Origin of the sequence: Curvivirga sp., assembly GCF_965219885.1 — a bacterium.
Classification (GTDB): Bacteria; Pseudomonadota; Alphaproteobacteria; order UBA8366; family Aestuariispiraceae; genus Curvivirga.
Map to the genome: position 1 here is coordinate 139,533 of NZ_CBDCOT010000007.1, position 22,603 is coordinate 162,135.

A 22,603-nucleotide genomic window follows, 5' to 3' on the forward strand; every position below is an offset into this window, starting at 1 on the left:
TAATTTTCATGCTCTACAGCATGGTTTTTCCTGCATCTGGATCTGAAATTATTCGTATCACTAATGGTGAATGGAAACCTTATTTATCTAAAGAACTACCAAACTATGGGCCGTACTCTGAAATTACCAAACGTGCCTTTGAGAAAGTAAATATTGAGGTTGAATTCGGCTTTTTTCCATGGAATCGGGCCAAGCGACTTGCGGAAGAGGGGCGGTGGGATGCTTCAATTATCTGGGTTTCTACGCCAGAAAGACGACAATCTTTTTTACTGACTAATCCGGTAGTTACACATCAAGAGGTAATTTACTATCATAAGGACCGTCCGTTAAAGGTAGAAACGTTGAGAGACTTTTCCGGATTAACTATGGGAAGATTGCAATCCAGTGCTCTAGGTGGCCAGTTCAATACATTGATCAATAGTGGTAGTATTTCAGTGAGTGTTGCCCCAACTAATGAAAGCCTATTCAAGATGCTCTACACTGGGCGTATTGATTTTGTACCAGAGCTTATGCGAACAGGCTATGCGGCGATTAATACTTTACCGCCGGAATTTGACAGTCACAAGTTAACGCATTTGGAAGATTTTCAATTTGGCTGGGTGTTTCATATGTTGGTATCCAGAAATATTGAAAAAGGTCCGTATTATGTGAAGAAATTCAATAAGGGGCTTAAGATGTTAAAAGAAACAGGAGAAATGGAAGAAATACTAGCGGTTCTTGGAGAAAATAATAACAGCTAGCAGGTGAGGATTATTTTTTTCCTTCCGCTTCCAATTTTTTGAACTCGCGCATTTCAAAATCTATATAAGCGTCAACCATTGGGCGATAAGCCGCCTCTGCAATTGCTTCATCAAGGCCTACGTTACGGGCGAAACGTTTTACATTGTCGATTACTTGTTCAATACGTTCAGGTATACGAACGATATTTGCGTCTTGTTTGATCCGACCAGCTTGGGCCACATAACCGGCGCGTTCTTTCAGAAGGGTAATAATTTCTTCATCTAAACGATCGATGTTACGGCGGACATCGGTCATGGTTTCGCAATATTCAATTTCGCGCATTTTCAGCTTCCCGTATCAAGCCCTATCTCACAAGAGAAGAGGCGATCTATTGATTGAAGAACGTTCTATATCAGGATTGATAGGGAGGTAAAAGTAAAAATAAGGCGTGAGCATGTTTGTTGCTCACGCCTTATCATCGAAAAGATTTTAGGATAGTCTATGCTTTACGTAATTCTCCCAAGAGACTACTCACAGCTTCTTCTAAATTTTGCGATAGATTAGCGATGTCACCTGATGACGTATCAAGAACTTCAGAAGCTTTACATACTTCATTCGAAGCAGATTCAATGTCTGTAATCATTGTGGTCGTTTCTTGTGCAGCACGTGATACTTGCGCAATATTCATTGTGATTTCACTGATGACACTATTTTGTTGATCCGCAGCGCTCGCTGTATCAGCGGAAGCTTGGTTAATCTCAGTAATATTGCTGATAATGTTTTCCATGGCCAAGACAGCTTCTTGCGTTGCTTCCTGAATTTCCGCGATGCGTGCACTGATCTCTTCCGTTTTTTGAGAAGTTTCACTTGCTAGTTTTTTAACTTCATCTGCAACCACCGCAAATCCTTTACCAGCTTCACCCGCACGCGCTGATTCAATCGTTGCATTCAACGCGAGCAAGTTAGTTTGATCTGCAATGTCACGGATAGATGTAACAACTTCACCAATGTTACTTGCCAGTTGATTTAATTCGTTAACTTTCTGGCTGGATTCAGATGCACTTGCTGAAGCGATGTCCGATTTACTTGCAACACTTGAAACTTGGGAGGTGATTTCACTGGAACTTGCTGTCATTTCTTCGGTTGCGGAGGCTACAGTTGAAATATTCTCGCTTGTTGTTTTTGTAGATGACGCAACTTCACTACTGACATTATGTACACTGCTGGATATGTCACCCATATTTTGTGAGATTGATTGTAATTCTGTCGATGCAGATACGAGTTTCTCAATTGTTTTACCAATCTGTGCATCAAATTGATCTGCCATTTGATGACGTGCAGCAACTTGTGCTTCTTGGTTACGAATTTCAGCTTGGCGTTGTTCTTCCTCAAGTCTCTGGACTTCAATTGCGTTTTCTTTAAAGACCAATACTGCTTGTGTAATATCGCCGATTTCGTTTGTTGTGTTGAAATCCGGAATATCTGTTGATAGATCGTTTTCCGCCAAACGCTGCATGGAGTTGGTAAGAACACGTAGCGGACGGATAGAAAAGATAATCCAGGCAGCGAATAAACCACCTAGCAAGATAGCCAAACTCGTTGCAATAATCATGATGCTAGTAAATTCAGAAGCGGTTGCCTGTGCGACATCAGCTTCCATCATATTTTTATCTTCTTGCAGATCGATAAATTGGTTAATGGTGGCCAACCAATCAACAAAGTAGGGACGTAAGTCTTGCATGAGGATCAAATAAGCAGCATCCGGAATTTCTTTTGTTTGTAATTCGATCACTTGCTCAACCAAAGGATTGGTTGCAGCCTCAATCTCTTTAATACGATTTAAGATATCACGCTCTATTGGTTCAATATCATCGCGTGTTGCAAAAATCTCATCCATCTTTTCCGCAGATTTTCTATAATCCTCTTCAAGGCGACGGATATCGGCAATTGTTGCCTGTAATTCTTGTTTTTCTGTAACAAGGTAGACATCGCGAATAGCGATGGAGCGATCATGCACACTTCCGCGGAAGTTAATTGCATAACGTTGCTTTACACTATTTACGTCATCAATCTGTGTAAGGGCCTTCTTAATGATATCTACTTCGGTGATTCCAACAATGGTGATTCCAACCATTAAGGTAAGAATAACACTAAAGCCCATGATTAGGCGTGTGGTTATTTTGAGATTTCGAATAAACTGCATTTTCCTGTCCCCGCTATCCTATAGAGAGTACTATCTATTATAATTATCCTGTTAAGATTATTACATAAGTAGGTGGTGGTCAAAGCACAACCGACAGCTTGTCACAATAGCGTGAGAACGCACGTAGAGATAAGAATAAGAAACTTTTGGTTAACTATGACCTCTATGGATCCTTGATATCATCATTGTGCGATTCTGATTGTTCAAATTCCATTCATGCCGTAGAAAAGTTACTTGAAACCGCATGAGTGAAATAATGTTTCAAGATTTAGTTTTAAAAGAAAGATTCAGACCAGATATTGATCTGGAATAATTGCTTGGAATCTTTTGCTTGACGCCACTAGCTTATCTGCATAGTATCCGCGCGCCTCTAAGAGAGGACTGGTCTGTGAGCCTGATGCGGATTATATCCGAACATTCTTGAAAATATAGTGTTTTCTTAACTTTCTAGGAAGTTAGAGCGCGGTCTTTTTAAGTATGTATCTTCAGCGCCATACAGTTCAATTAAAGAGACATCGATTCAGTTTCTAAACCAAATTGGATCAAAAAGTTTAGGCCTGATTGCAATACGGAATGTGATTGCGATTGGGTTTAGCGCATTTTGTGTTTCCGATTTCGGAATCCGATGTGTGCGAAATGTACATAGAGTAATCTGTTAACGGTCTGCTGAATGTTTCCTGATGGATATACAATGGGATCGATTCTGTGGCTAAAAAGGTGAAGAGTTAAAATGCCTACAATTAACCAATTGATCCGCAAAGCGCGGAAAGACAAGCCAAAGCGTGAAAAAGTACCTGCTTTGGAAGCTTGTCCTCAAAAACGTGGTGTATGCACACGCGTTTACACAACAACACCAAAGAAACCAAACTCCGCGCTTCGTAAAGTTGCACGTGTTCGTTTGACAAACGGTTTCGAGGTTACATCTTACATCCCGGGTGAAGGTCACAACTTGCAAGAGCATAGTGTTGTGATGATCCGCGGCGGTCGTGTAAAAGATTTGCCTGGTGTTCGTTACCACACAATTCGCGGTACCTTGGATACACAAGGTGTTAAAGATCGTAAGCAACGTCGTTCTAAATACGGCGCGAAGCGTCCGAAGTAAGGAGTGGTATTATGTCTCGTCGTCACAGTGCTACAAAACGTCAAGTATTACCGGATGCTAAATTCGGTGATGTTGTAATTTCCAAATTCATCAACTCTGTAATGTTGGATGGTCGTAAATCCACAGCAGAGAAGATCGTATATGGTGCATTCGAAAAAATGGCTGGTCGCGTTGAAGGTGATCCGGTTGCTGCGTTCCACGAAGCTGTTAACAGCGTGAAGCCACAGGTTGAGGTTCGTTCTCGCCGTGTTGGTGGTGCGACTTATCAGGTTCCTGTTGAAGTTCGCGCTGACCGTGCTCAAGCTTTGGCATTCCGTTGGATTATCGAAATGGCACGTAAACGTTCTGAAAACACAATGACAGAACGCCTAGCTGGTGAGTTGTTAGACGCAACAAACGGCCGTGGTGCTTCCATCAAGAAACGTGAAGATACGCACAAAATGGCTGAAGCTAACCGTGCATTCGCGCATTATCGTTGGTAATCCATTCGTAATTCAAACAAGGAAGTAGAGTTATGGCTCGTACACATACACTCGATCTATATCGTAACATTGGTATTATGGCGCATATTGATGCGGGTAAGACCACTACAACAGAACGTATTCTGTACTACACAGGTAAGTCTCACAAAATTGGTGAGGTTCACGACGGTGGTGCGACTATGGACTGGATGGAGCAAGAGCAGGAGCGTGGTATTACAATTACCTCTGCTGCGACAACTTGTTTCTGGAACAATCACCGCATTAACATCATTGACACACCAGGTCACGTTGACTTCACAATTGAAGTAGAGCGTGCGTTGCGTGTACTTGATGGTGCTGTTGCTGTATTCGACTCCGTTGCTGGTGTTGAACCACAATCTGAAACAGTATGGCGTCAAGCTGACAAATACGACGTGCCACGCATGTGCTTCGTAAACAAAATGGACCGTACCGGTGCTGACTTCTACCGTTGTGTAGATATGATGGTTGACCGTTTAGGTGCGACCCCATTGGTATTGAACCTACCAGTAGGTTCCGAAGCTGAATATGATGGCGTGATCGATTTGTTGAAAATGAAATGGATCCGTTGGGTTGGTGATGAGCTAGGTGCTTCTTACGAATACATCGACATTCCAGCTGAGTTAGCTGACAAAGCTGCTGAATACCGCGAAACATTGTTGGAAACAGCTGTTGAGCAAGATGATGAAGCAATGGAAGCTTATTTGGAAGGTACAGAGCCGTCTGAAGAAACTTTGAAAGCTTGTATCCGTAAAGGTACATTGAACGGTTCTTTCGTTCCTGTATTGAACGGTACTGCATTTAAAAACAAAGGTGTTCAACCATTGTTGGATGCTGTTGTTGATTACATGCCGTCTCCATTAGATCTTAAAGACGTTGAAGGTGTTCATCCTGATACAGAAGCTGCTGATACACGTAAAGCTTCTGATGATGAGCCATTCTCTGCTTTGGCATTTAAAATCATGAACGACCCATTTGTGGGCTCTTTGACATTCTGCCGTATTTACTCTGGTACTTTGTCTGCAGGTTCTTTCGTAAAGAACTCTGTGAAAGACAACAAAGAGCGTATTGGCCGTATGTTGTTGATGCATTCTAACTCTCGTGAAGACATCAAAGAAGCACATGCTGGTGATATCGTTGCGATTGCTGGTTTGAAAAATACAACAACAGGTGACACACTTTGTGTATCTGACAAGCCAATCATCTTGGAGCGTATGGAATTCCCAGATCCAGTGATTGAGATTGCTGTTGAACCAAAGTCCAAAGCTGACCAAGAGAAAATGGGCCAAGGCCTTGCTCGTTTGGCTGCTGAGGATCCATCTTTCCGCGTTAAATCTGACGATGAATCTGGTCAAACAATTTTGGCTGGTATGGGCGAGTTGCACTTGGACATCCTTGTTGACCGTCTAAAGCGTGAATTTAAAGTAGAAGCTAACATTGGTCAGCCTCAAGTGGCTTACCGTGAAACAATCTCCAAGCCTGCACGTGTTGACTATACCCACAAGAAACAATCTGGTGGTTCTGGTCAGTATGCGCGTATCATTCTTGAGTTTACTCCGAATGAGCCAGGTGAAGGTTATGGCTTCACATCTGAAATCGTTGGTGGTTCCGTTCCTAAAGAATACATTCCAGGCGTTGAAAAAGGCCTAGAGTCCCAAATGGACAATGGTATTCTTGCAGGTTTCCCTGTGATCGACTTCTCCGTGAAGTTGGTGGACGGTGCATACCATGACGTTGACTCCTCCGTAATGGCCTTCGAAATCGCAGCACGTGCTGCATTCCGTGAAGCTATGAACGAGGCAGGTGCGAAACTTCTAGAGCCAATCATGGCTGTTGAAGTTGTTACACCTGAAGAATACATGGGTGACATCATTGGTGACTTGAACTCCCGTCGTGGTCAAGTTTCCTCCATGGACCAACGCGGCCCTGCACGTGTTGTAAATGCGATGGTGCCTTTGGCAAACATGTTCGGTTATGTGAACAGCTTGCGTTCCCAATCTCAAGGTCGCGCACAATTCACAATGCAATTCGATCATTACCAACAAGTTCCTCAAGCGGTAGCGGACGAAGTTCGCGCTAAATACGCTTAAGGTTTAAAAGAATAAACTAGGAGTTTTAGCAATGGCTAAAGAAAAGTTTGAACGTAATAAACCACACTGTAACATTGGTACAGTTGGTCACGTTGACCACGGTAAGACAACTCTTACTGCGGCGATTTCCAAAGTATTGGCTGAAGTAAACGGTGCAGACGCAACTGACTTCGGTGACATCGACAAAGCGCCTGAAGAGCGTGAGCGCGGTATTACAATTAACACAGCACACGTTGAGTATGAGACTGAAACACGTCACTACGCACACGTAGACTGCCCAGGTCACGCTGACTATGTTAAAAACATGATCACTGGTGCGGCTCAAATGGATGGTGCGATCTTGGTTGTGAACGCAGCTGACGGTCCAATGCCACAAACACGTGAGCACATCTTGTTGGCACGTCAGGTTGGTGTACCTGCACTTGTAGTATTCTTGAACAAAGTTGACCAAGTTGACGACGAAGAGTTGTTGGAATTGGTTGAGATGGAAGTTCGTGAATTGTTGTCTTCTTATGACTTCCCAGGTGACGATCTACCAATCATCGCTGGTTCTGCTTTGGCAGCATTGGAAGGCCGCGACGACAACATCGGTAAAGAGAAAATTCTTGAGCTGATGGCTGCTGTTGACGAATATATTCCACAGCCAGAACGTGCTATTGACTTGCCATTCTTGATGCCGATTGAGGACGTATTCTCTATCTCTGGCCGTGGTACAGTAGTAACAGGTCGTGTAGAATCTGGTGTTGTTAAAGTTGGTGAAGAGATCGAAATCGTAGGTCTTAAAGAAACAACAAAAACAACATGTACAGGTGTTGAAATGTTCCGCAAGCTGCTTGATAGCGGTGAAGCTGGTGACAACATTGGTGCATTGTTGCGTGGTGTTGGTCGTGAAGACGTTGAGCGTGGTCAAGTACTATGTGCTCCAGGTTCTATCAAGCCACATACAAAGTTCAAATGTGAGTGCTACATTCTGACAAAAGATGAAGGTGGTCGTCATACACCATTCTTCTCTAACTACCGTCCACAATTCTACTTCCGTACAACAGACGTAACAGGTTCTGTAGTATTGCCAGAAGGTACAGAGATGGTAATGCCAGGTGATAACATCACAATGGATGTTGAGTTGATCGCACCTATCGCGATGAACGACGGTCTTCGCTTCGCGATCCGCGAAGGTGGACGCACAGTTGGTGCCGGCGTAGTTGCTGCAGTAACTGAGTAAAAAAAGTAGTTGCGTTATGCCCGGTGAAGCTTTATAAGCTCCGCCGGGCTGACGTGTTTTTCGAATACGTTTTTATTAGTTAACCGGAAATAGCGATCGCATCCGGCGATTAGGCGTTTCTAGGAACTGGAGGTTTTTGGTTATGGATAACCAGAATATTCGAATTCGTTTGAAGGCTTTCGATCACCGTGTGTTGGATTCCTCCACACAGGAAATCGTAAATACTGCAAAACGTACAGGTGCGGAAGTACGCGGACCAATCCCGCTTCCTACCAAAATTGAGAAGTTCACAGTTCTTCGTGGTCCACACGTGAACAAAAAGAGCCGTGAGCAATTTGAGATGCGTACACACAAGCGTGTGTTAGACATCGTTGATCCAACACCGCAAACAGTTGACGCGCTTATGAAGCTCGACCTTGCTGCTGGTGTTGATGTAGAAATCAAACTGTAAGGAGTACTCATTATGCGTAGTGGTGTACTTGCACAGAAAGTGGGCATGACCCGCGTTTGGACAGATGAAGGTGTAAACCTTCCTGTTACAGTTTTGAAATTGGACAACTGCCAAGTCGTAGCGACTCGCTCCAGCGAATTGCACGGCTATAATGCTGTTCAATTGGGTGCTGGAACTCGTAAAGTGAAACATACAACTCAAGCTATGCGCGGTCATTTCGCGAAAGCTCAGGTTGAACCAAAAAAGAAATTGGTTGAGTTTCGTGTTGCAGCAGAAAACTTGCTTAATGTTGGTGATGAGATTGTTGCGGATCATTTCGTAGCTGGTCAATTCGTTGACGTGGCGGGCACATCCGTTGGTAAAGGTTTTGCCGGTGCGATGAAACGTCACAACTTTGGTGGTTTGCGTGCGTCTCACGGCGTATCCGTATCTCACCGTTCACATGGCTCCACAGGTCAATGCCAGGACCCAGGTCGTGTGTTCAAAGGTAAGAAAATGGCGGGTCACATGGGTGCTCGTCGCGTGACTGTTCAAAACTTGGAAATCGTATCTACAGATGCTGAGCGTGGCTTGGTGTTGGTTAAAGGTGCGGTACCAGGTCACAAGAACGGTTGGGTACTGGTTAAAGATGCTGTTAAGAAGTCTGCGCCTGAAGGTGCTCCAATGCCAGCTGGCCTACGTGCTGCTGCTGCGGAAGCTGCCCCAGCTGCTGAAGCTTCTGACGGTAACGAATAAGAGGGCCTGTAACAATGAAAGCGAAGGTTATTACGCTTGAAAACAAGGCCGCTGGCGATATTGAACTCGCTGAAGGTGTATTTGGTGTGGAAGTTCGTAAGGACATCCTAGCACGTATGGTTAACTATCAGTTGGCTAAACGTCGTGCCGGTACACATGCGGTCAAAAACCGGAGCGATGTGAACGCCACAGGAGCGAAAATGTTCAACCAGAAGGGCACAGGTCGTGCTCGTCACAGTACTGCGAAAGTTTCTCAGTTCCGTGGTGGTGGTCGTGCATTCGGTCCAGTGGTACGCGATCATAGTCACAAGTTGCCCAAGAAAGTTCGTCAATTGGCATTGAAAACTGCTTTGTCTTCCAAAGTAGCTGATGGCAAATTGATCGTTCTTGACGACGCTGTAGCGAAAAGTCCTAAAACATCCGAAATGAAAGCTACTCTAGCTAAAATCGGTGTTGATAATGCTCTTTTCGTAACTGGTGCAGACGTCGATGGCAACTTCGCACTTGCTGCGCGCAACGTTCCACATATTGATGTCCTGTCTTTGGCAGGCGCAAATGTATATGACATCCTACGCCGTGACACTTTGGTGTTAACTAAATCGGCTGTAGAAGGTTTGGAGGCACGTTTGTCATGAGTTGGAAATTCTTGAACAAGAAGCCTCTTTCCGAAGAGCGCAAGTATCAAGTTATCTTGGCACCTGTGATCACAGAGAAAGCTACAATGGGTTCTGAGAACAACCAGGTAACTTTCAAAGTTGCAACTGATGCAACTAAGCCTGAGATCAAAGCAGCTGTTGAGAGCTTGTTTGATGTTAAAGTGAAGTCTGTAAATACCTTGAACCAACAAGGTAAAGTTAAACGTTTCCGCGGTCATATCGGCCAACGTAACGGCTTCAAAAAAGCGGTAGTTACCCTGGAAGCAGGTCAAACTATCGACGCGACAGCAGGAGTGTAAGTCATGGCGTTGAAGCAATTTAAGCCTAACACTCCGGGTACCCGTAACCTTGTATTGGTGGACAAGTCTGACCTATACAAAGGCGGTCCGGTTAAAGCTTTGACCGAAGGTCTTACCAAAAAAGGTGGACGTAACAATACAGGCCGCATTACTGCGCGTCGTATTGGTGGTGGTCACAAGCGCAAATATCGCATCATCGACTTCAAACGCAACAAATTCGACGTTGCTGCTACAGTTGAACGTATTGAATACGATCCAAACCGTACAGCTTTCATCGCTTTGTTGAAATATGAAGATGGTGAACTAGCTTATATCTTGGCTCCACAACGCTTGAAAGCTGGCGATTCTGTAATCGCTGGTAACAAAGTTGACGTTAAGCCAGGTAACGCGATGCCATTGTCCAATATGCCAATCGGTACCATTATCCACAACGTGGAAATGAAACCAGGTAAGGGCGGTCAGATCGCGCGTTCCGCAGGAACATATGCACAATTGGTTGGTCGTGACCAAGGTTATGCTCAGTTGAAATTGATGTCTGGTGAGTTACGTGTTGTACGTGGCGAATGTATTGCTACCGTAGGTGCAGTATCTAACCCAGATCAGCAAAACATCAAGCTGGGTAAAGCTGGTCGCGTTCGCTGGTTAGGCAAACGTTCTGAAGTACGCGGTGTTGCAATGAACCCTGTTGATCACCCACATGGTGGTGGTGAGGGTCGTACATCCGGTGGTCGTCATCCTGTGACACCATGGGGTAAACCGACCAAAGGTAAACGCACACGCTCCAACAAGGCGACTGATAAATATATCATCCGTCGTCGTCACGCTAAGAAGTAAGGGGTACGATCATGGCTCGTTCTGTTTGGAAGGGTCCGTTTGTTGATCATTACCTTCTGAAGAAGGCTGAAACAACTCGCGAATCTGGACGTAAAGAGATCATTAAAACATGGTCCCGTCGTTCTACGATTTTGCCACAGTTTGTTGGCCTAACTTTCGGAGTTCACAACGGACGCAAATTTGTGCCAGTTCTCGTAACTGAGCATATGATTGGTCATAAATTTGGCGAATTCGCACCGACCCGTACATATTACGGTCACGCTGCGGATAAGAAAGCGAAGAGGAAATAATCATGGGTAAAGCTGCTCGTGAAAGAGTGTTAGCTGACAACGAAGCGCAAGCAGTTGTTCGCAACATTCGTGTTAGCCCTCAGAAGCTAAACTTAGTTGCTGCATCTATTCGCGGCAAAAATGTTGAAAAAGCGCTTGCTGATTTGACTTTCTCTAAACGTCGCATCGCTGGTGACGTGAAGAAAGCATTGCAATCCGCGATTGCCAACGCTGAGAACAACCATCAACTAGATGTTGATGCGTTGTATGTGAAAGAAGCTTACGTAGGTAAGGCTATGGTTATGAAGCGTTTCCGCGCTCGTGCTCGTGGTCGTGTTGGTAAGATTCAGAAGCCGTTCTCTAACTTGACAATTGTTCTGCGCGAACGTGAGGAGACTGAATAATGGGTCAAAAAGTTAATCCTATCGGTCTACGCGTCGGTATTAACCGTACATGGGACTCTCGTTGGTATGCAGATCGCAATTATGCAGATCTTTTGCATAAAGATTTGGAACTTCGTAACTATCTGGAAGGCCGCCTGAAACAAGCTGGTATCTCCAAAATCGTTATCGAACGCCCTGCGGGCAAAGCTCGCGTTACCATTTACACAGCTCGTCCGGGCGTGATCATTGGTAAAAAAGGTGCCGATATCGAAAAGCTACGCAAAGAGTTGCAAGCTAAAACAGGTACAGAGGTTGCTCTAAACATTGTTGAAATTCGTAAACCAGAACTAGACGCACGTCTTGTTGCTGAAAACGTAGCACAACAATTGGAGCGCCGTGTAGCATTCCGTCGTGCAATGAAACGTGGCGTACAATCCGCAATGCGGATGGGTGCGGGCGGTGTTCGTATCAACTGTGCTGGCCGTTTGGGTGGCGCTGAGATCGCACGTACAGAGTGGTACCGTGAAGGCCGTGTGCCGTTGCACACACTTCGCGCTGAGATCGATTACGCTCACGCAGAAGCTCTAACAACTTATGGTATCCTAGGTATCAAAGTTTGGATCTTCAAAGGTGAAGTTTTGGAACATGATCCAATGGCCCAAGACAAGCGTTACAACCAGGAGAAGGCGGGCCGCTAAGGCCCCCGGTCCAGATAACGAGAGGCAACTAAAATGTTAAGCCCGAAGAGAACAAAATTCCGTAAAGCGCATAAAGGCCGTATCCACGGTAATGCGAAAGGCGGATCTTCGTTGAATTTCGGCGGTTTTGGCTTGAAAGCTCTGGAGCCTGGTCGTATTACGGCTCGCCAGATCGAAGCTGCCCGTCGTGCAATGACACGTCACATCAAGCGTCAAGGTAACGTGTGGATTCGCATTTTCCCAGATGTACCAGTATCATCCAAACCGGCTGAGGTACGTATGGGTAAAGGTAAAGGTTCCACAGACTATTGGGCTTGTAAAGTGAAGCCAGGTCGCATCATGTTCGAAATGGACGGTGTTGAGGGTGATACAGCCCGCCGTGCTTTTGAATTGGCTGCTGCGAAGCTTCCTATCAAGTGCAAAATCGTAACCCGTATCGGAGGTTAATGAGATGAAAGCTACAGAACTTCGTCAAAAATCAGACGATGAATTGAAGTCTCAACTCATCGATCTACGTAAAGAACAATTCAACCTACGTTTCCAAGTGGCTGGTGGTCAGTTGGAAAATACGGCTCGTGTTCGTCAAGTTCGTCGTGATATCGCACGTATCAAGACATTACTTGGTGAGCGCAAGGCGTCTTAAGAGGGAGATTAAAATATGCCTAAGCGTATTCTTCAGGGTACTGTGGTCTCCGACGCCTGCGACAAATCTGTCGTTGTGTTGGTTGAGCGCCGCGTAAAGCACCCGGTGTTTAAGAAAATCGTTCGTAAGTCTTCTAAATTTATGGCTCACGACGAAAACAACGCCTCCAAAAAAGGCGACGTAGTGCGCATTCAAGAGTGCCGTCCGATTTCCAAGCGTAAAACCTGGGAAGTTGTCGGCGACTCCGCTGAAGCGTAAGTTTGTAACGGATTAAGATAAGGATTTTTAATCATGATCCAAATGCAATCTAATCTCGACGTTGCTGACAACTCTGGTGCGCGCCGTGTGCAATGCATCAAAGTTTTGGGTGGCTCCAAACGTCGTACTGCGTCCGTGGGTGACATTATTGTAGTTTCCGTTAAGGAAGCTATTCCACGCGGTCGTGTTAAAAAGGGTGATGTTCACCGTGCTGTAATCGTTCGTACAGCTAAAGAAATCCGTCGTCCGGATGGCTCCACAATCAAATTCGACAGCAATGCTGCGGTTTTGATTAACAAAAATGGTGAGCCAATCGGTACACGTATCTTTGGCCCTGTGGTTCGTGAACTACGCGCTAAGAACTTCATGAAAATCATTTCTTTGGCACCGGAGGTTATCTGATGGCTGCTAAGATTAAAAAAGGCGATACAGTTGTAATCACAGCTGGTCGCGACAAGGGCAAGCAAGGCGAAGTTTTGCAAGTTCTTCCATCTGACAACCGCGTTGTTGTTGCTGGTGTGAACATGGTGAAACGCCACACTCGTCCTTCTCAAACAAATGCTGGCGGCATTGTTGACAAAGAGGCAGCGATTGCTGTAAGTAATGTCGCTCTTATCGATCCGAAAGACGGAAAAGCTACTCGTGTTGGCTTTAAAACTCTTGAGGACGGCAAAAAAGTTCGCTTCGCTAAGAAATCAGGCGAAGTGATCGACTCTTAATTTTGTATTAACAACCAAGGGATACGGCTACTATGTCCACGACAGAGAAGTACGTCCCGCGGCTCAAATCTGCGTATGACGAGAAAATTCGTCAGGCAATGATTGAGAAATTCGGTTATAAAAACCCGATGGAAGTGCCGCGGCTCGACAAAATCGTGATTAATATGGGTGTCGGCGGCGCGGTTAACGACCGTAAAAAACTCGCCGGTGCTATTGAGGAAATGACTCTGATTTCTGGTCAGAAACCAATTTCCACTAAAGCGAAAAAATCCATCGCGACATTTAAACTGCGCGATGGAATGGCGATTGGGTGCAAAGTAACCCTCCGCAAGGAACGTATGTATGAATTTTTAGACCGTTTGGTAAATATTGCTATGCCACGTATTCGCGACTTCCGCGGCGTGTCTGGCAAAAGCTTTGACGGTCGTGGTAACTATGCAATGGGCTTGAAGGAACAGATCGTGTTCCCAGAAATCGATTATGATAAAATCGATGAAGTTCGTGGCATGGATATCGTAATCTGTACAACTGCGAATTCGAATGACGAAGCTAAAGAGCTTCTCACTCAGTTCGACGTACCGTTTGTGAAGTAAGGAAGGGCTAGACTAATGGCTAGAAAAAGTAATATCGCGCGTAATAAAAAACGCGAAAAACTTGCTTCCAAATACGCAAACAAACGTGCTGCGTTGAAAGCAATCATCAAGAACAAAGAACTTCCGGCGGAAGATCGTATCAAAGCTGTATTTGCTTTGGACAAACTTCCAAAGAACTCTACACCGATCCGTATTCACAACCGTTGTGAAATCACAGGTCGTCCGCATGGTTACTACCGTAAGTTCAAAATCTCTCGTATCGCTTTGCGTGAACTAGCATCTGCTGGTCAATTGCCAGGCGTAACGAAGTCAAGCTGGTAAGGAGGAATTGTCATGTCTATGAGTGATCCTCTAGGTGATATGTTGACCCGTATTCGCAACGGTCAACGTGCACAAAAATCAGCTGTAGCAGTTCCGGCTTCTACTTTGCGTGCATCTGTACTCGAAGTTTTGAAGCGTGAAGGTTATATTCGCGGCTACAGTGAAGCAGAAGTTAAAAAAGGTATTAAAGAGTTTACCGTTGAGTTGAAATACCACGACGGTGAGCCTGTAATCAAAGAATTGTCTCGCGTGTCCAAACCTGGTCGCCGTGTATATTCCAAGATTAAAGACCTTGGTCGCTTCTACAACGGTTTGGGTATCTCCGTTATTTCTACTCCAAAAGGTGTTTTGTCTGATAACGAAGCACGTGAGCAGAATGTTGGCGGCGAAATCCTCTGCCGTGTATTCTAAGGAGATAAACCATGTCACGTGTAGGTAAATATCCTGTTGCCGTGCCCGCTGGTGTTGATGTCTCCTTAGTAGACGGTGTCTTCACTGCAAAGGGTAAAAACGGCGAGTTGACAGTAGACGTTTTAGATAACGTAACTGTTGAGATCGTTGAGAACGAAGTTAAAGTTACTCCGAACAACATGCAAAAGCGTTCTCGCCAAGCATGGGGTACAACTCGTGCTCTTATTAACAATGCTGTCATCGGTTCATCCGAAGGTTTCGTTAAGAAATTGGATGTAAACGGTGTTGGTTATCGTGCGTCTGTTCAAGGTTCTACTTTGAAAATGGCGTTGGGTTTCTCCCACGAAGTTAATTTTGACATTCCATCTGACATCAAAATTGATGTTGAAGGTGAGCGTGGTAAGATTATCTTGGCGATTTCCGGTGCGTCTAAACAACGTGTTGGCCAAGTTGCTGCAGAAATTCGTAAATGGCGTAAGCCTGAGCCTTACAAAGGTAAAGGTATCAAATATGTCGACGAAGTTATTCTGCGCAAAGAAGGCAAGAAGAAGTAAGGGCTGAAAACGATGATGACTTCAAGAGAACTCTTCAAGCGTCGTGCTCAGCGCACACGTTTTCAACTGAAGAAAAAAGCTGGTGGCAAAGTACGTTTGTCCGTACACCGTTCTGCCAACCACGTTTATGCTCAGTTGATCGACGATAAAGCTGGTACAACACTTGCTGCCGCAAGCACCTTGGATAAAGATGTTAGCGGTTCCGTAAAAGCTACAGGCAACGCAGATGCTGCGGCGGTTGTAGGTAAATTGATCGCTGAACGCGCAAAAGCAGCTGGTGTTGACACCGTTGTTTTTGATCGTGGCGGATTCCAATATCATGGTCGTGTGAAAGCGTTAGGCGATGCCGCGCGCGAAGCCGGCCTGAACTTCTAAGGGGACTGAACGATGGCTCGAGAACAAAAGAACGATCGCCCTCAACGTGAAGAATCCGATCTAGTTGAAAAGCTAGTAGCGATTAATCGCGTTGCGAAGGTGGTTAAAGGTGGTCGCCGTTTCGGTTTTGCTGCTTTAGTAGTTGTCGGTGATGGCCGTGGTCGTGTTGGCTTCGGTTCCGGTAAAGCTAAAGAAGTACCTGAAGCAATCCGCAAAGCGACTGAAGCTGCTCGTAAAAACATGATCCGTGTACCACTTCGTGAAGGTCGTACATTGCATCATGACGTATACGGTCGCTTCGGTGCTGGTAAAGTAAGCATGCGTGCAGCTCCAGCTGGTACAGGTATCATCGCGGGTGGTCCAACTCGTGCGGTATTTGAAGCACTGGGGATGCAAGATATCGTTGCTAAGTCTATTGGTTCTTCCAATCCTTACAACATGATCCGTGCTGCTTTCGCTGGTCTGAAAAACAGTTCCTCTCCTCGTATGGTTGCGGCACGCCGCGGTCGTAAGGTGAGTGATCTGGTTGGTCGTCGCGACGACGTCTAACAAGCTGATCAAGGAGAGCTAAAATGGCTAAAACAATTAAAGTGACACAGACTGCAAGTCCAATTCGTCGTGAGGCAAGCCAACGTGCTACTCTCGTAGGTCTCGGTCTGAACAAAATGAACCGTACTCGTGAATTAGAAGATACACCTTCTATCCGCGGTATGATTCGTAAAGTACGTCACATGGTACGTGTGGAAGAGGTTGAGTAATCAACCTCTCTCATCCGACTGTGTTAGTAAACTGTAAGGATTAGACCAATGAAACTGAACCAACTGTCTGATAACGCTGGCGCGCATAAAGAGCGCACACGCGTTGGTCGCGGTATCGGCTCCGGTAAAGGTAAAACCGGTGGTCGCGGTGTTAAAGGTCAGAAGTCCCGTTCTGGTGTAAGCATTAAAGGTTTTGAAGGTGGACAGATGCCATTGTATCGCCGTCTTCCAAAACGTGGCTTCACAAACGCGATCTTCACAAAGAACTTTGTTGCCGTAAATATTGGCCGTGTTCAAGAAGCTATCGATGCGAAACGTATCGATGCATCTAAACCGGTTGATGCAGCTGCAATCGTAGCTGCTGGTATCGTGAAAAAATCTCGCGACGGCATTAGCTTGCTGGGTAAAGGTGAATTGACTGCTAAAGTTGAATTCAACGTTGCTCGCGCTTCTGCATCTGCAACAGCAGCTGTAGAAAAAGCTGGTGGCTCTATCGTATTGCCTGTAGCCAAACCTAAAAAGGAAGGCAAAAAGGCAGCACGTAAAGCTGAAGCTGCTGCGAAACGCGCCGCGAAGTAATTTGCGTTAAGGTAAGACTTTCGGGTTTTACTTTAGAAAAAATTTGGAATTAGCCCCGATGCTTTGCGCTCGGGGCTTTTTTCATATTCAGACTTCGACTCGATAAATCTCAAATGAATCACTCATAATTGAACGACAGGCTTGAAAATGAGCCATTTTTACTTGTGACAACGGGATTCATCGGGTATTCATTTATAAAATTTTTTGGGGTCTGGGATGTCATATACTGACAACCCACGATTTAATCCGTTTAAAGACAGGAAATTAACATGGCATCTGCTGCTGAACAGCTTGCTTCGAATTTCAGTTTCGGAAGCTTAGGTAAAGCGAGCGAACTTAAAAACCGAATCTGGTTCACACTTGGTGCGTTGATCGTATATCGCTTGGGGACTTATATCCCATTACCAGGTATTGATCCGGTTGCACTTGAAGATATCTTTAGCCAGAATGCGGGCGGTATTTTGGGTATGTTTGATATGTTTTCCGGTGGTGCATTGTCACGTATGACAATCTTCGCCTTGAACATTATGCCTTATATCTCTGCTTCTATTATCATGCAGTTGATGACCACTGTGTCTCCACAGATGGCTCAAATGAAAAAAGATGGTGAAGCTGGTCGTAAGAAAATCAATCAATATACCCGTATTGGTACAGTTATTCTTGCTGCGGTTCAGGGATATGGTATCGCCGTTGGGCTTGAATCCATGTCCACGTCTGCTGGCGCAAGTGCAGTAATGGATCCTGGCATGTTCTTCCGTGTTGTAACGGTTGTTACATTGGTTGGCGGTACATTATTCCTGATGTGGTTAGGTGAGCAGATTACGCAACGTGGCGTTGGTAATGGTATTTCCTTGATTATCTTTGCGGGTATCGTTGCAAATTTACCTTCCGCGTTGGTAGGTACTTTGGAATTAGGCCGTACTGGTGCTTTGTCTACAATCTTCATCTTGTTCTTGTTGGTAATGTCTGTTGCTGTGATCGCATTCATCGTATTCATGGAGCGTTCCCAACGTCGTATCTTGATCCAATATCCAAAACGTCAAAAGGGTAACAAAGTATTTGGGGGCGAATCTTCTCATTTACCATTGAAGATTAATACCGCGGGTGTGATCCCACCAATCTTTGCAAGTTCTCTATTGTTAATGCCTTTGACACTCGCAGGCTTTAGTGGTGGTCAAGGCCCAGAATGGCTTCAGACAGCTTCTGCGATGTTGGGTCGTGGTCAGCCATTATTCTTGGCTCTCTATATTTCTTTGATCGTTTTCTTCTGTTTCTTCTATACTGCGGTTGTGTTTAATCCAGAAGATACAGCTGAGAACCTGAAGCGTCATGGTGGTTTCGTACCGGGGATTCGCCCAGGTAAGAATACATCCGAGTATTTAGACTGGGTATTGACCCGTCTAACCGTTGTGGGTGCTGCGTATTTGACGTTGGTATGTGTATTGCCTGAGATTCTTATTTCTCAATATGCTGTGCCATTCTACTTTGGTGGTACAAGTTTGTTGATTGTTGTAACGGTGACAATGGATACTGTTAGTCAGATTCAAAGTCATCTTTTAGCTCATCAATATGAAGGGTTGGTTAAAAAGTCCAAACTACGGGGGCGTCGTAAATAAAATGAAAATAATTCTATTGGGCCCTCCGGGGGCAGGGAAAGGCACACAGGCCAAACGTCTGGAAGAAAATCGTAAGATGGTTCAACTATCTACAGGGGATATGCTCCGTGCGGCGGTAGCAGCAGGTACCGATGTGGGTAAGAAAGCCAAAGAAATCATGGATGCAGGTCAATTGGTTGACGATGAGACAATGATCGGAATTATTTCCGATCGTCTTGACGAACCAGATCTTGTGAATGGCTTCATTCTTGACGGTTTCCCACGTACAGAAGCACAAGCAATCGCATTAGACACATTGCTAGATGTGAAAGACATGAAACTTGATGCTGTTATTGAAATGCGTGTGGATGATGAGGCATTAACAGAACGTATCGTTGGCCGCTATACATGTGGTAGCTGTGGTCAAGGATATCATGATACATTCCAAAAACCTGAAGTTGATGGCACATGTGATAAATGTGGTAGTCAGGAATTCAGTCGTCGCGCCGATGATAATGCTGAAACAGTGAAATCTCGTCTAGAAGCTTATCACGCACAGACAGCACCTATCTTGCCTTATTATAAGGATAAGGAGATGTTGAAAGGCGTCGACGGTATGGCTGATATCGATGAAGTGACTGCACAAATCGAAAAGATTTTATCTGCGTAAGTTCAACTTACGCAGATATCCCAAATAGTCTCAACAAAAAAGCTATTGCGGGGGCGTTGACAATAGGGAGGAATTCCCTATAATCCGCGCGCCCGTCAGACCACGAGCCTCACCTCTCTTCTCGTCTGACACAAAGAAGTCGGCCTATCTAACCGGGTCTTTGTTACAATAGGGCTATTTAAAATGTTTGATGTCATAGATCCAAGATTTGGACTGTGGCTTAGTTTTATTTTTTATTAGGAGAAGCTATCGTGGCTCGTATTGCAGGTGTCAACCTCCCAACAGGAAAACGGGTGTTGATCGCATTAACATATATCCACGGCATTGGTCCAAAATTCTCACAAGAAATCTGTGACAAAGTTGGTATCACTGCTGAACGTCGTGTAAACGAATTGTCTGACGATGAAGTTATTCGTATTCGTGAAGCGATTGACGCTGATTACACAGTAGAAGGTGACCTTCGCCGTGAAACAGCAATGAACATTAAACGTTACATGGACTTGGGTTGCCTACGCGGCCTACGTCATCGTAAAGGTCTTCCAGTACGCGGTCAGCGTACATCCACAAACGCTCGCACCCGTAAAGGTCCTGCGAAAGCGATTGCTGGCAAGAAGAAATAAGGAAGGTAGATTACAATGGCTAAAGCTCCTGTACGTAAACGTCGCGAACGTAAGAATATTTCTTCCGGTATCGTGCATGTAAATTCTACCTTCAACAACACCATGATCACAATCACAGACGTTCAAGGGAATGCTATCTCTTGGTCTTCTGCTGGTATGATGGGTTTTAAAGGTAGCCGTAAGTCTACACCATATGCTGCACAGATTGCTGCTGAAGACGCTGGTCGTAAAGCGCAAGAGCATGGTGTTAAGACACTTGAAGTAAACGTTAAAGGTCCTGGTTCTGGCCGTGAGTCTGCATTGCGTGCATTGCAAGCTCTTGGTCTGGTTATCACAGCTATCCGTGATGTAACACCAGTTCCACACAACGGTTGTCGTCCTCCAAAACGTCGTCGCGTATAATATTTATATTTTACGTAGACTTACGTTTTAACGACTGCTAGTTGTTCTTAGACATACTGCCGCTTGAATAGATCAAATGATCATATTCAGGCGGTGGGTCTGAACCAGAAAGATCGATGAATAAGGGCGGGAGCCTGATCTTTCAAACAGGGGTAAACCCCAAGCCGGATGAGGTTCCGAATGGATGGGAACCAAACCGGCCTTTATTGTTTGGGTGTAATTGATGTTTCAAGCGTCTTTTGCAGTCTGGAACGGATTAAGACTTGAATTTGATTATGACCAACTGAGGTATGAATTCATGACTGAAATTGCTGCTGTTACGCAGAAAAACTGGCAAGCTTTGATTAAGCCTGCAAACCTGAATGTATCTTCTTCTCGTGACGATACACGTTTGGCAACTGTTGTTGCTGATCCTCTAGAGCGTGGCTTCGGCCTGACATTGGGTAACGCATTGCGCCGCATCCTTTTGTCCTCTTTGCAAGGTGCTGCTGTTACAGCGATCCAAATTGATGGCGTATTGCATGAGTTCTCCTCCATTCCAGGTGTACGTGAAGACGTGACCGACATCGTGTTGAACGTAAAAGCATTGGCTTTGCGTATGCATGGTGAAGGTCCAAAGAAAATGCGTTTGGCTGTAGAAGGCCCATGTGAAGTAACAGCTGGTATGATCGAAACAGGTCATGACATCGAAGTTATGAACCCAGATCACGTTTTGTGTACATTGGATAAAGGCGCAAGCTTGAACATCGAATTCACAGTTGATCTTGGTAAAGGTTACCGTCCTGCGGCTCAGAACCGTCCGGATGATGCACCAATCGGCTTGATCCCGGTAGACTCCATTTTCTCTCCAGTACGTAAAGTGTCTTACAAAGTAGATAACACACGTGTTGGTCAGGTGACAGACTATGATAAATTGTCCCTGACAATTGAGACAAACGGTTCCATCAGCCCAGAAGATGCGTTGGCTTTGGCTGCACGTATCATGCAAGATCAATTGCAAGTCTTTATCAACTTCGAAGAACCAGAAGTTAAAGAAGACGACAATGCTGCTTCCGAACTTCCATTCAACCGCAACTTGCTTCGCAAAGTGGACGAATTGGAATTGTCTGTACGTTCTGCAAACTGCCTGAAAAACGATAACATCGTTTACATCGGTGATTTGGTTCTTAAAACAGAATCCGAAATGCTTCGTACACCAAACTTCGGTCGTAAATCTTTGAACGAAATTAAGGAAGTTCTAACCGGTATGGGCTTGTCCCTAGGTATGGACATTCCTGAATGGCCACCTGAGAATATCGAAGACTTGGCTAAGAAATTGGAAGAGCCATTCTAAGCAATTTTGCTTGAAGGCTCCTTCAACCACCGCCCCGGCAGTAGTCAATATAGGCAATACTGCTTTGAAGACGACCGGGGTTTTTAACTTGGGATGTGTCTCACAGTATGAAAGCACATCTTTAAAGAAAGAGTATGAAAGGAAAAGACAATGCGTCACGGCATGAAAGGTCGCAAACTTAACCGTACAGCTTCACACCGCAAAGCTTTGTTCATGAATATGGCAAACGCTTTGATCAAGCATGAGCAAATCAAAACAACTTTGCCAAAAGCTAAAGAGTTGAAGCGTGTAATGGACAAAATCATCACAATCGGCAAAAAAGGTGGCTTGCACCGTCGTCGTCAGGCGTTTGCTCAATTGCGTGATGATGCGATGGTGGCAAAATTGTTCGACGTTCTGGCAGAACGCTATGCTGACCGTCCGGGTGGTTACACTCGCGTATTGAAAGCTGGCTTCCGTCATGGTGATGCTGCTCCAATGGCAATCATTGAGTTGGTAGACCGCGATGAAGATGCAAAAGGCCAAGATTCTGGTCCAGTTGTTGAAATGGCAGACGAAGGCGAAGAGGCATAAGAACTTTTAGTTCTTTGACTTAACCGTCAAACAGTTT

34 protein-coding genes are annotated in these 22,603 nt (G+C 45.1%); 32 read left to right on the plus strand and 2 right to left on the minus strand.

Going from position 1 to position 22,603, the window contains the following annotated elements; translation table 11 throughout:
* Positions 1 to 20 precede the first annotated feature (20 nt).
* Positions 21 to 740, plus strand: a complete 720-nt coding sequence (locus tag ACOQOA_RS00730; protein ID WP_420546779.1) for a substrate-binding periplasmic protein — start codon at positions 21 to 23, stop codon at positions 738 to 740.
* A 10-nt stretch (positions 741 to 750) separates the two neighbouring features.
* On the opposite strand, the gene ACOQOA_RS00735 is transcribed toward ACOQOA_RS00730, so the two are convergent.
* Together ACOQOA_RS00735 and ACOQOA_RS00740 are read right to left on the minus strand one after the other, a co-directional pair.
* A complete protein-coding gene (locus tag ACOQOA_RS00735) occupies positions 751 to 1,062 on the minus strand; it encodes a chorismate mutase (RefSeq protein WP_420546780.1) in 312 nt (103 codons plus the stop codon).
* A 157-nt stretch (positions 1,063 to 1,219) separates the two neighbouring features.
* Complete coding sequence (locus ACOQOA_RS00740; RefSeq protein WP_420546781.1) at positions 1,220 to 2,923, minus strand: methyl-accepting chemotaxis protein; 1,704 nt, start codon at positions 2,921 to 2,923, stop codon at positions 1,220 to 1,222.
* 730 nt (positions 2,924 to 3,653) lie between these two features.
* Between ACOQOA_RS00740 and rpsL the strand changes: the two genes are divergently transcribed.
* The 31 genes from rpsL (at position 3,654) to rplQ (ending at position 22,566) form a co-directional block, all read left to right on the plus strand.
* Positions 3,654 to 4,025, plus strand: a complete 372-nt coding sequence (rpsL, locus tag ACOQOA_RS00745; RefSeq protein ID WP_155153999.1) for a 30S ribosomal protein S12 — start codon at positions 3,654 to 3,656, stop codon at positions 4,023 to 4,025.
* An 11-nt stretch (positions 4,026 to 4,036) separates the two neighbouring features.
* A complete protein-coding gene (rpsG, locus tag ACOQOA_RS00750; protein ID WP_155154000.1) occupies positions 4,037 to 4,507 on the plus strand; it encodes a 30S ribosomal protein S7 in 471 nt (156 codons plus the stop codon).
* Positions 4,508 to 4,539: 32 nt separating this feature from the next.
* Positions 4,540 to 6,615, plus strand: coding sequence for an elongation factor G (gene fusA, locus ACOQOA_RS00755; RefSeq protein WP_420546782.1), 2,076 nt, complete (start codon positions 4,540 to 4,542; stop codon positions 6,613 to 6,615).
* Positions 6,616 to 6,646: 31 nt separating this feature from the next.
* Positions 6,647 to 7,837: an elongation factor Tu gene (gene tuf, locus ACOQOA_RS00760; RefSeq protein ID WP_420546773.1), complete on the plus strand. Its 1,191-nt coding sequence runs from the start codon at positions 6,647 to 6,649 to the stop codon at positions 7,835 to 7,837.
* Between the two features lie 142 nt (positions 7,838 to 7,979).
* A complete protein-coding gene (rpsJ, locus tag ACOQOA_RS00765; RefSeq protein WP_155155727.1) occupies positions 7,980 to 8,288 on the plus strand; it encodes a 30S ribosomal protein S10 in 309 nt (102 codons plus the stop codon).
* A gap of 12 nt (positions 8,289 to 8,300) precedes the next feature.
* On the plus strand, positions 8,301 to 9,023 hold the full coding sequence (gene rplC, locus ACOQOA_RS00770) for a 50S ribosomal protein L3 (protein ID WP_420546783.1): 723 nt from the start codon (positions 8,301 to 8,303) through the stop codon (positions 9,021 to 9,023).
* A 14-nt stretch (positions 9,024 to 9,037) separates the two neighbouring features.
* The gene (rplD, locus tag ACOQOA_RS00775) at positions 9,038 to 9,658 is read left to right on the plus strand and encodes a 50S ribosomal protein L4 (protein ID WP_420546784.1); all 621 of its coding nucleotides are present in this window, start codon (positions 9,038 to 9,040) and stop codon (positions 9,656 to 9,658) included.
* Complete coding sequence (locus tag ACOQOA_RS00780; RefSeq protein ID WP_155155733.1) at positions 9,655 to 9,978, plus strand: 50S ribosomal protein L23; 324 nt, start codon at positions 9,655 to 9,657, stop codon at positions 9,976 to 9,978. The genes rplD and ACOQOA_RS00780 overlap by 4 nt, the downstream gene beginning before the upstream one ends.
* Before the next feature lie 3 nt (positions 9,979 to 9,981).
* On the plus strand, positions 9,982 to 10,812 hold the full coding sequence (rplB, locus tag ACOQOA_RS00785; RefSeq protein ID WP_155155734.1) for a 50S ribosomal protein L2: 831 nt from the start codon (positions 9,982 to 9,984) through the stop codon (positions 10,810 to 10,812).
* An 11-nt stretch (positions 10,813 to 10,823) separates the two neighbouring features.
* A complete protein-coding gene (gene rpsS / locus ACOQOA_RS00790) occupies positions 10,824 to 11,102 on the plus strand; it encodes a 30S ribosomal protein S19 (RefSeq protein ID WP_155155736.1) in 279 nt (92 codons plus the stop codon).
* 2 nt (positions 11,103 to 11,104) lie between these two features.
* Positions 11,105 to 11,485 carry a 50S ribosomal protein L22 gene (gene rplV, locus ACOQOA_RS00795; protein WP_155155738.1) on the plus strand — a complete coding sequence of 127 codons (381 nt, stop codon included), beginning with the start codon at positions 11,105 to 11,107 and terminating at the stop codon, positions 11,483 to 11,485.
* On the plus strand, positions 11,485 to 12,162 hold the full coding sequence (gene rpsC / locus ACOQOA_RS00800) for a 30S ribosomal protein S3 (protein ID WP_155155740.1): 678 nt from the start codon (positions 11,485 to 11,487) through the stop codon (positions 12,160 to 12,162). Before rplV ends, rpsC begins: the two co-directional genes overlap by 1 nt.
* A gap of 33 nt (positions 12,163 to 12,195) precedes the next feature.
* On the plus strand, positions 12,196 to 12,609 hold the full coding sequence (gene rplP, locus ACOQOA_RS00805; RefSeq protein WP_420546785.1) for a 50S ribosomal protein L16: 414 nt from the start codon (positions 12,196 to 12,198) through the stop codon (positions 12,607 to 12,609).
* A gap of 4 nt (positions 12,610 to 12,613) precedes the next feature.
* Complete coding sequence (rpmC, locus tag ACOQOA_RS00810; protein WP_420546786.1) at positions 12,614 to 12,805, plus strand: 50S ribosomal protein L29; 192 nt, start codon at positions 12,614 to 12,616, stop codon at positions 12,803 to 12,805.
* A 15-nt stretch (positions 12,806 to 12,820) separates the two neighbouring features.
* Positions 12,821 to 13,063 (plus strand): 30S ribosomal protein S17, encoded by a 243-nt coding sequence (rpsQ, locus tag ACOQOA_RS00815; RefSeq protein ID WP_420546787.1) that lies wholly within the window; start codon positions 12,821 to 12,823, stop codon positions 13,061 to 13,063.
* A gap of 33 nt (positions 13,064 to 13,096) precedes the next feature.
* Positions 13,097 to 13,465: a 50S ribosomal protein L14 gene (rplN, locus tag ACOQOA_RS00820; protein ID WP_155155747.1), complete on the plus strand. Its 369-nt coding sequence runs from the start codon at positions 13,097 to 13,099 to the stop codon at positions 13,463 to 13,465.
* A complete protein-coding gene (gene rplX / locus ACOQOA_RS00825; RefSeq protein ID WP_218048886.1) occupies positions 13,462 to 13,782 on the plus strand; it encodes a 50S ribosomal protein L24 in 321 nt (106 codons plus the stop codon). The genes rplN and rplX overlap by 4 nt, the downstream gene beginning before the upstream one ends.
* Positions 13,783 to 13,814: 32 nt before the next feature.
* Entirely contained in the window at positions 13,815 to 14,375 is a 561-nt protein-coding gene (gene rplE / locus ACOQOA_RS00830) for a 50S ribosomal protein L5 (RefSeq protein ID WP_155155751.1), read from the plus strand.
* A 15-nt stretch (positions 14,376 to 14,390) separates the two neighbouring features.
* The gene (gene rpsN / locus ACOQOA_RS00835) at positions 14,391 to 14,696 is read left to right on the plus strand and encodes a 30S ribosomal protein S14 (RefSeq protein ID WP_155155753.1); all 306 of its coding nucleotides are present in this window, start codon (positions 14,391 to 14,393) and stop codon (positions 14,694 to 14,696) included.
* 12 nt (positions 14,697 to 14,708) lie between these two features.
* Positions 14,709 to 15,107 (plus strand): 30S ribosomal protein S8, encoded by a 399-nt coding sequence (gene rpsH / locus ACOQOA_RS00840; RefSeq protein WP_155155755.1) that lies wholly within the window; start codon positions 14,709 to 14,711, stop codon positions 15,105 to 15,107.
* 11 nt (positions 15,108 to 15,118) lie between these two features.
* A complete protein-coding gene (rplF, locus tag ACOQOA_RS00845) occupies positions 15,119 to 15,661 on the plus strand; it encodes a 50S ribosomal protein L6 (protein WP_155155757.1) in 543 nt (180 codons plus the stop codon).
* Positions 15,662 to 15,673: 12 nt separating this feature from the next.
* Positions 15,674 to 16,036, plus strand: a complete 363-nt coding sequence (gene rplR / locus ACOQOA_RS00850; RefSeq protein ID WP_155155759.1) for a 50S ribosomal protein L18 — start codon at positions 15,674 to 15,676, stop codon at positions 16,034 to 16,036.
* A gap of 12 nt (positions 16,037 to 16,048) precedes the next feature.
* The gene (gene rpsE, locus ACOQOA_RS00855; RefSeq protein ID WP_155155761.1) at positions 16,049 to 16,585 is read left to right on the plus strand and encodes a 30S ribosomal protein S5; all 537 of its coding nucleotides are present in this window, start codon (positions 16,049 to 16,051) and stop codon (positions 16,583 to 16,585) included.
* A gap of 23 nt (positions 16,586 to 16,608) precedes the next feature.
* Positions 16,609 to 16,794 carry a 50S ribosomal protein L30 gene (gene rpmD / locus ACOQOA_RS00860; protein WP_155155763.1) on the plus strand — a complete coding sequence of 62 codons (186 nt, stop codon included), beginning with the start codon at positions 16,609 to 16,611 and terminating at the stop codon, positions 16,792 to 16,794.
* 48 nt (positions 16,795 to 16,842) lie between these two features.
* Positions 16,843 to 17,373: a 50S ribosomal protein L15 gene (rplO, locus tag ACOQOA_RS00865; RefSeq protein ID WP_155155765.1), complete on the plus strand. Its 531-nt coding sequence runs from the start codon at positions 16,843 to 16,845 to the stop codon at positions 17,371 to 17,373.
* A gap of 269 nt (positions 17,374 to 17,642) precedes the next feature.
* Positions 17,643 to 18,989: a preprotein translocase subunit SecY gene (secY, locus tag ACOQOA_RS00870; protein ID WP_155155767.1), complete on the plus strand. Its 1,347-nt coding sequence runs from the start codon at positions 17,643 to 17,645 to the stop codon at positions 18,987 to 18,989.
* 1 nt (position 18,990) lies between these two features.
* Complete coding sequence (locus tag ACOQOA_RS00875) at positions 18,991 to 19,638, plus strand: adenylate kinase (protein WP_420546788.1); 648 nt, start codon at positions 18,991 to 18,993, stop codon at positions 19,636 to 19,638.
* A 251-nt stretch (positions 19,639 to 19,889) separates the two neighbouring features.
* The gene (gene rpsM, locus ACOQOA_RS00880; RefSeq protein ID WP_328597155.1) at positions 19,890 to 20,258 is read left to right on the plus strand and encodes a 30S ribosomal protein S13; all 369 of its coding nucleotides are present in this window, start codon (positions 19,890 to 19,892) and stop codon (positions 20,256 to 20,258) included.
* Positions 20,259 to 20,273: 15 nt separating this feature from the next.
* Positions 20,274 to 20,660, plus strand: a complete 387-nt coding sequence (gene rpsK / locus ACOQOA_RS00885; protein ID WP_155155770.1) for a 30S ribosomal protein S11 — start codon at positions 20,274 to 20,276, stop codon at positions 20,658 to 20,660.
* A gap of 298 nt (positions 20,661 to 20,958) precedes the next feature.
* Complete coding sequence (locus tag ACOQOA_RS00890) at positions 20,959 to 21,993, plus strand: DNA-directed RNA polymerase subunit alpha (RefSeq protein WP_420547105.1); 1,035 nt, start codon at positions 20,959 to 20,961, stop codon at positions 21,991 to 21,993.
* Positions 21,994 to 22,143: 150 nt separating this feature from the next.
* Positions 22,144 to 22,566 (plus strand): 50S ribosomal protein L17, encoded by a 423-nt coding sequence (gene rplQ / locus ACOQOA_RS00895; protein WP_155155772.1) that lies wholly within the window; start codon positions 22,144 to 22,146, stop codon positions 22,564 to 22,566.
* Positions 22,567 to 22,603 lie beyond the last annotated feature (37 nt).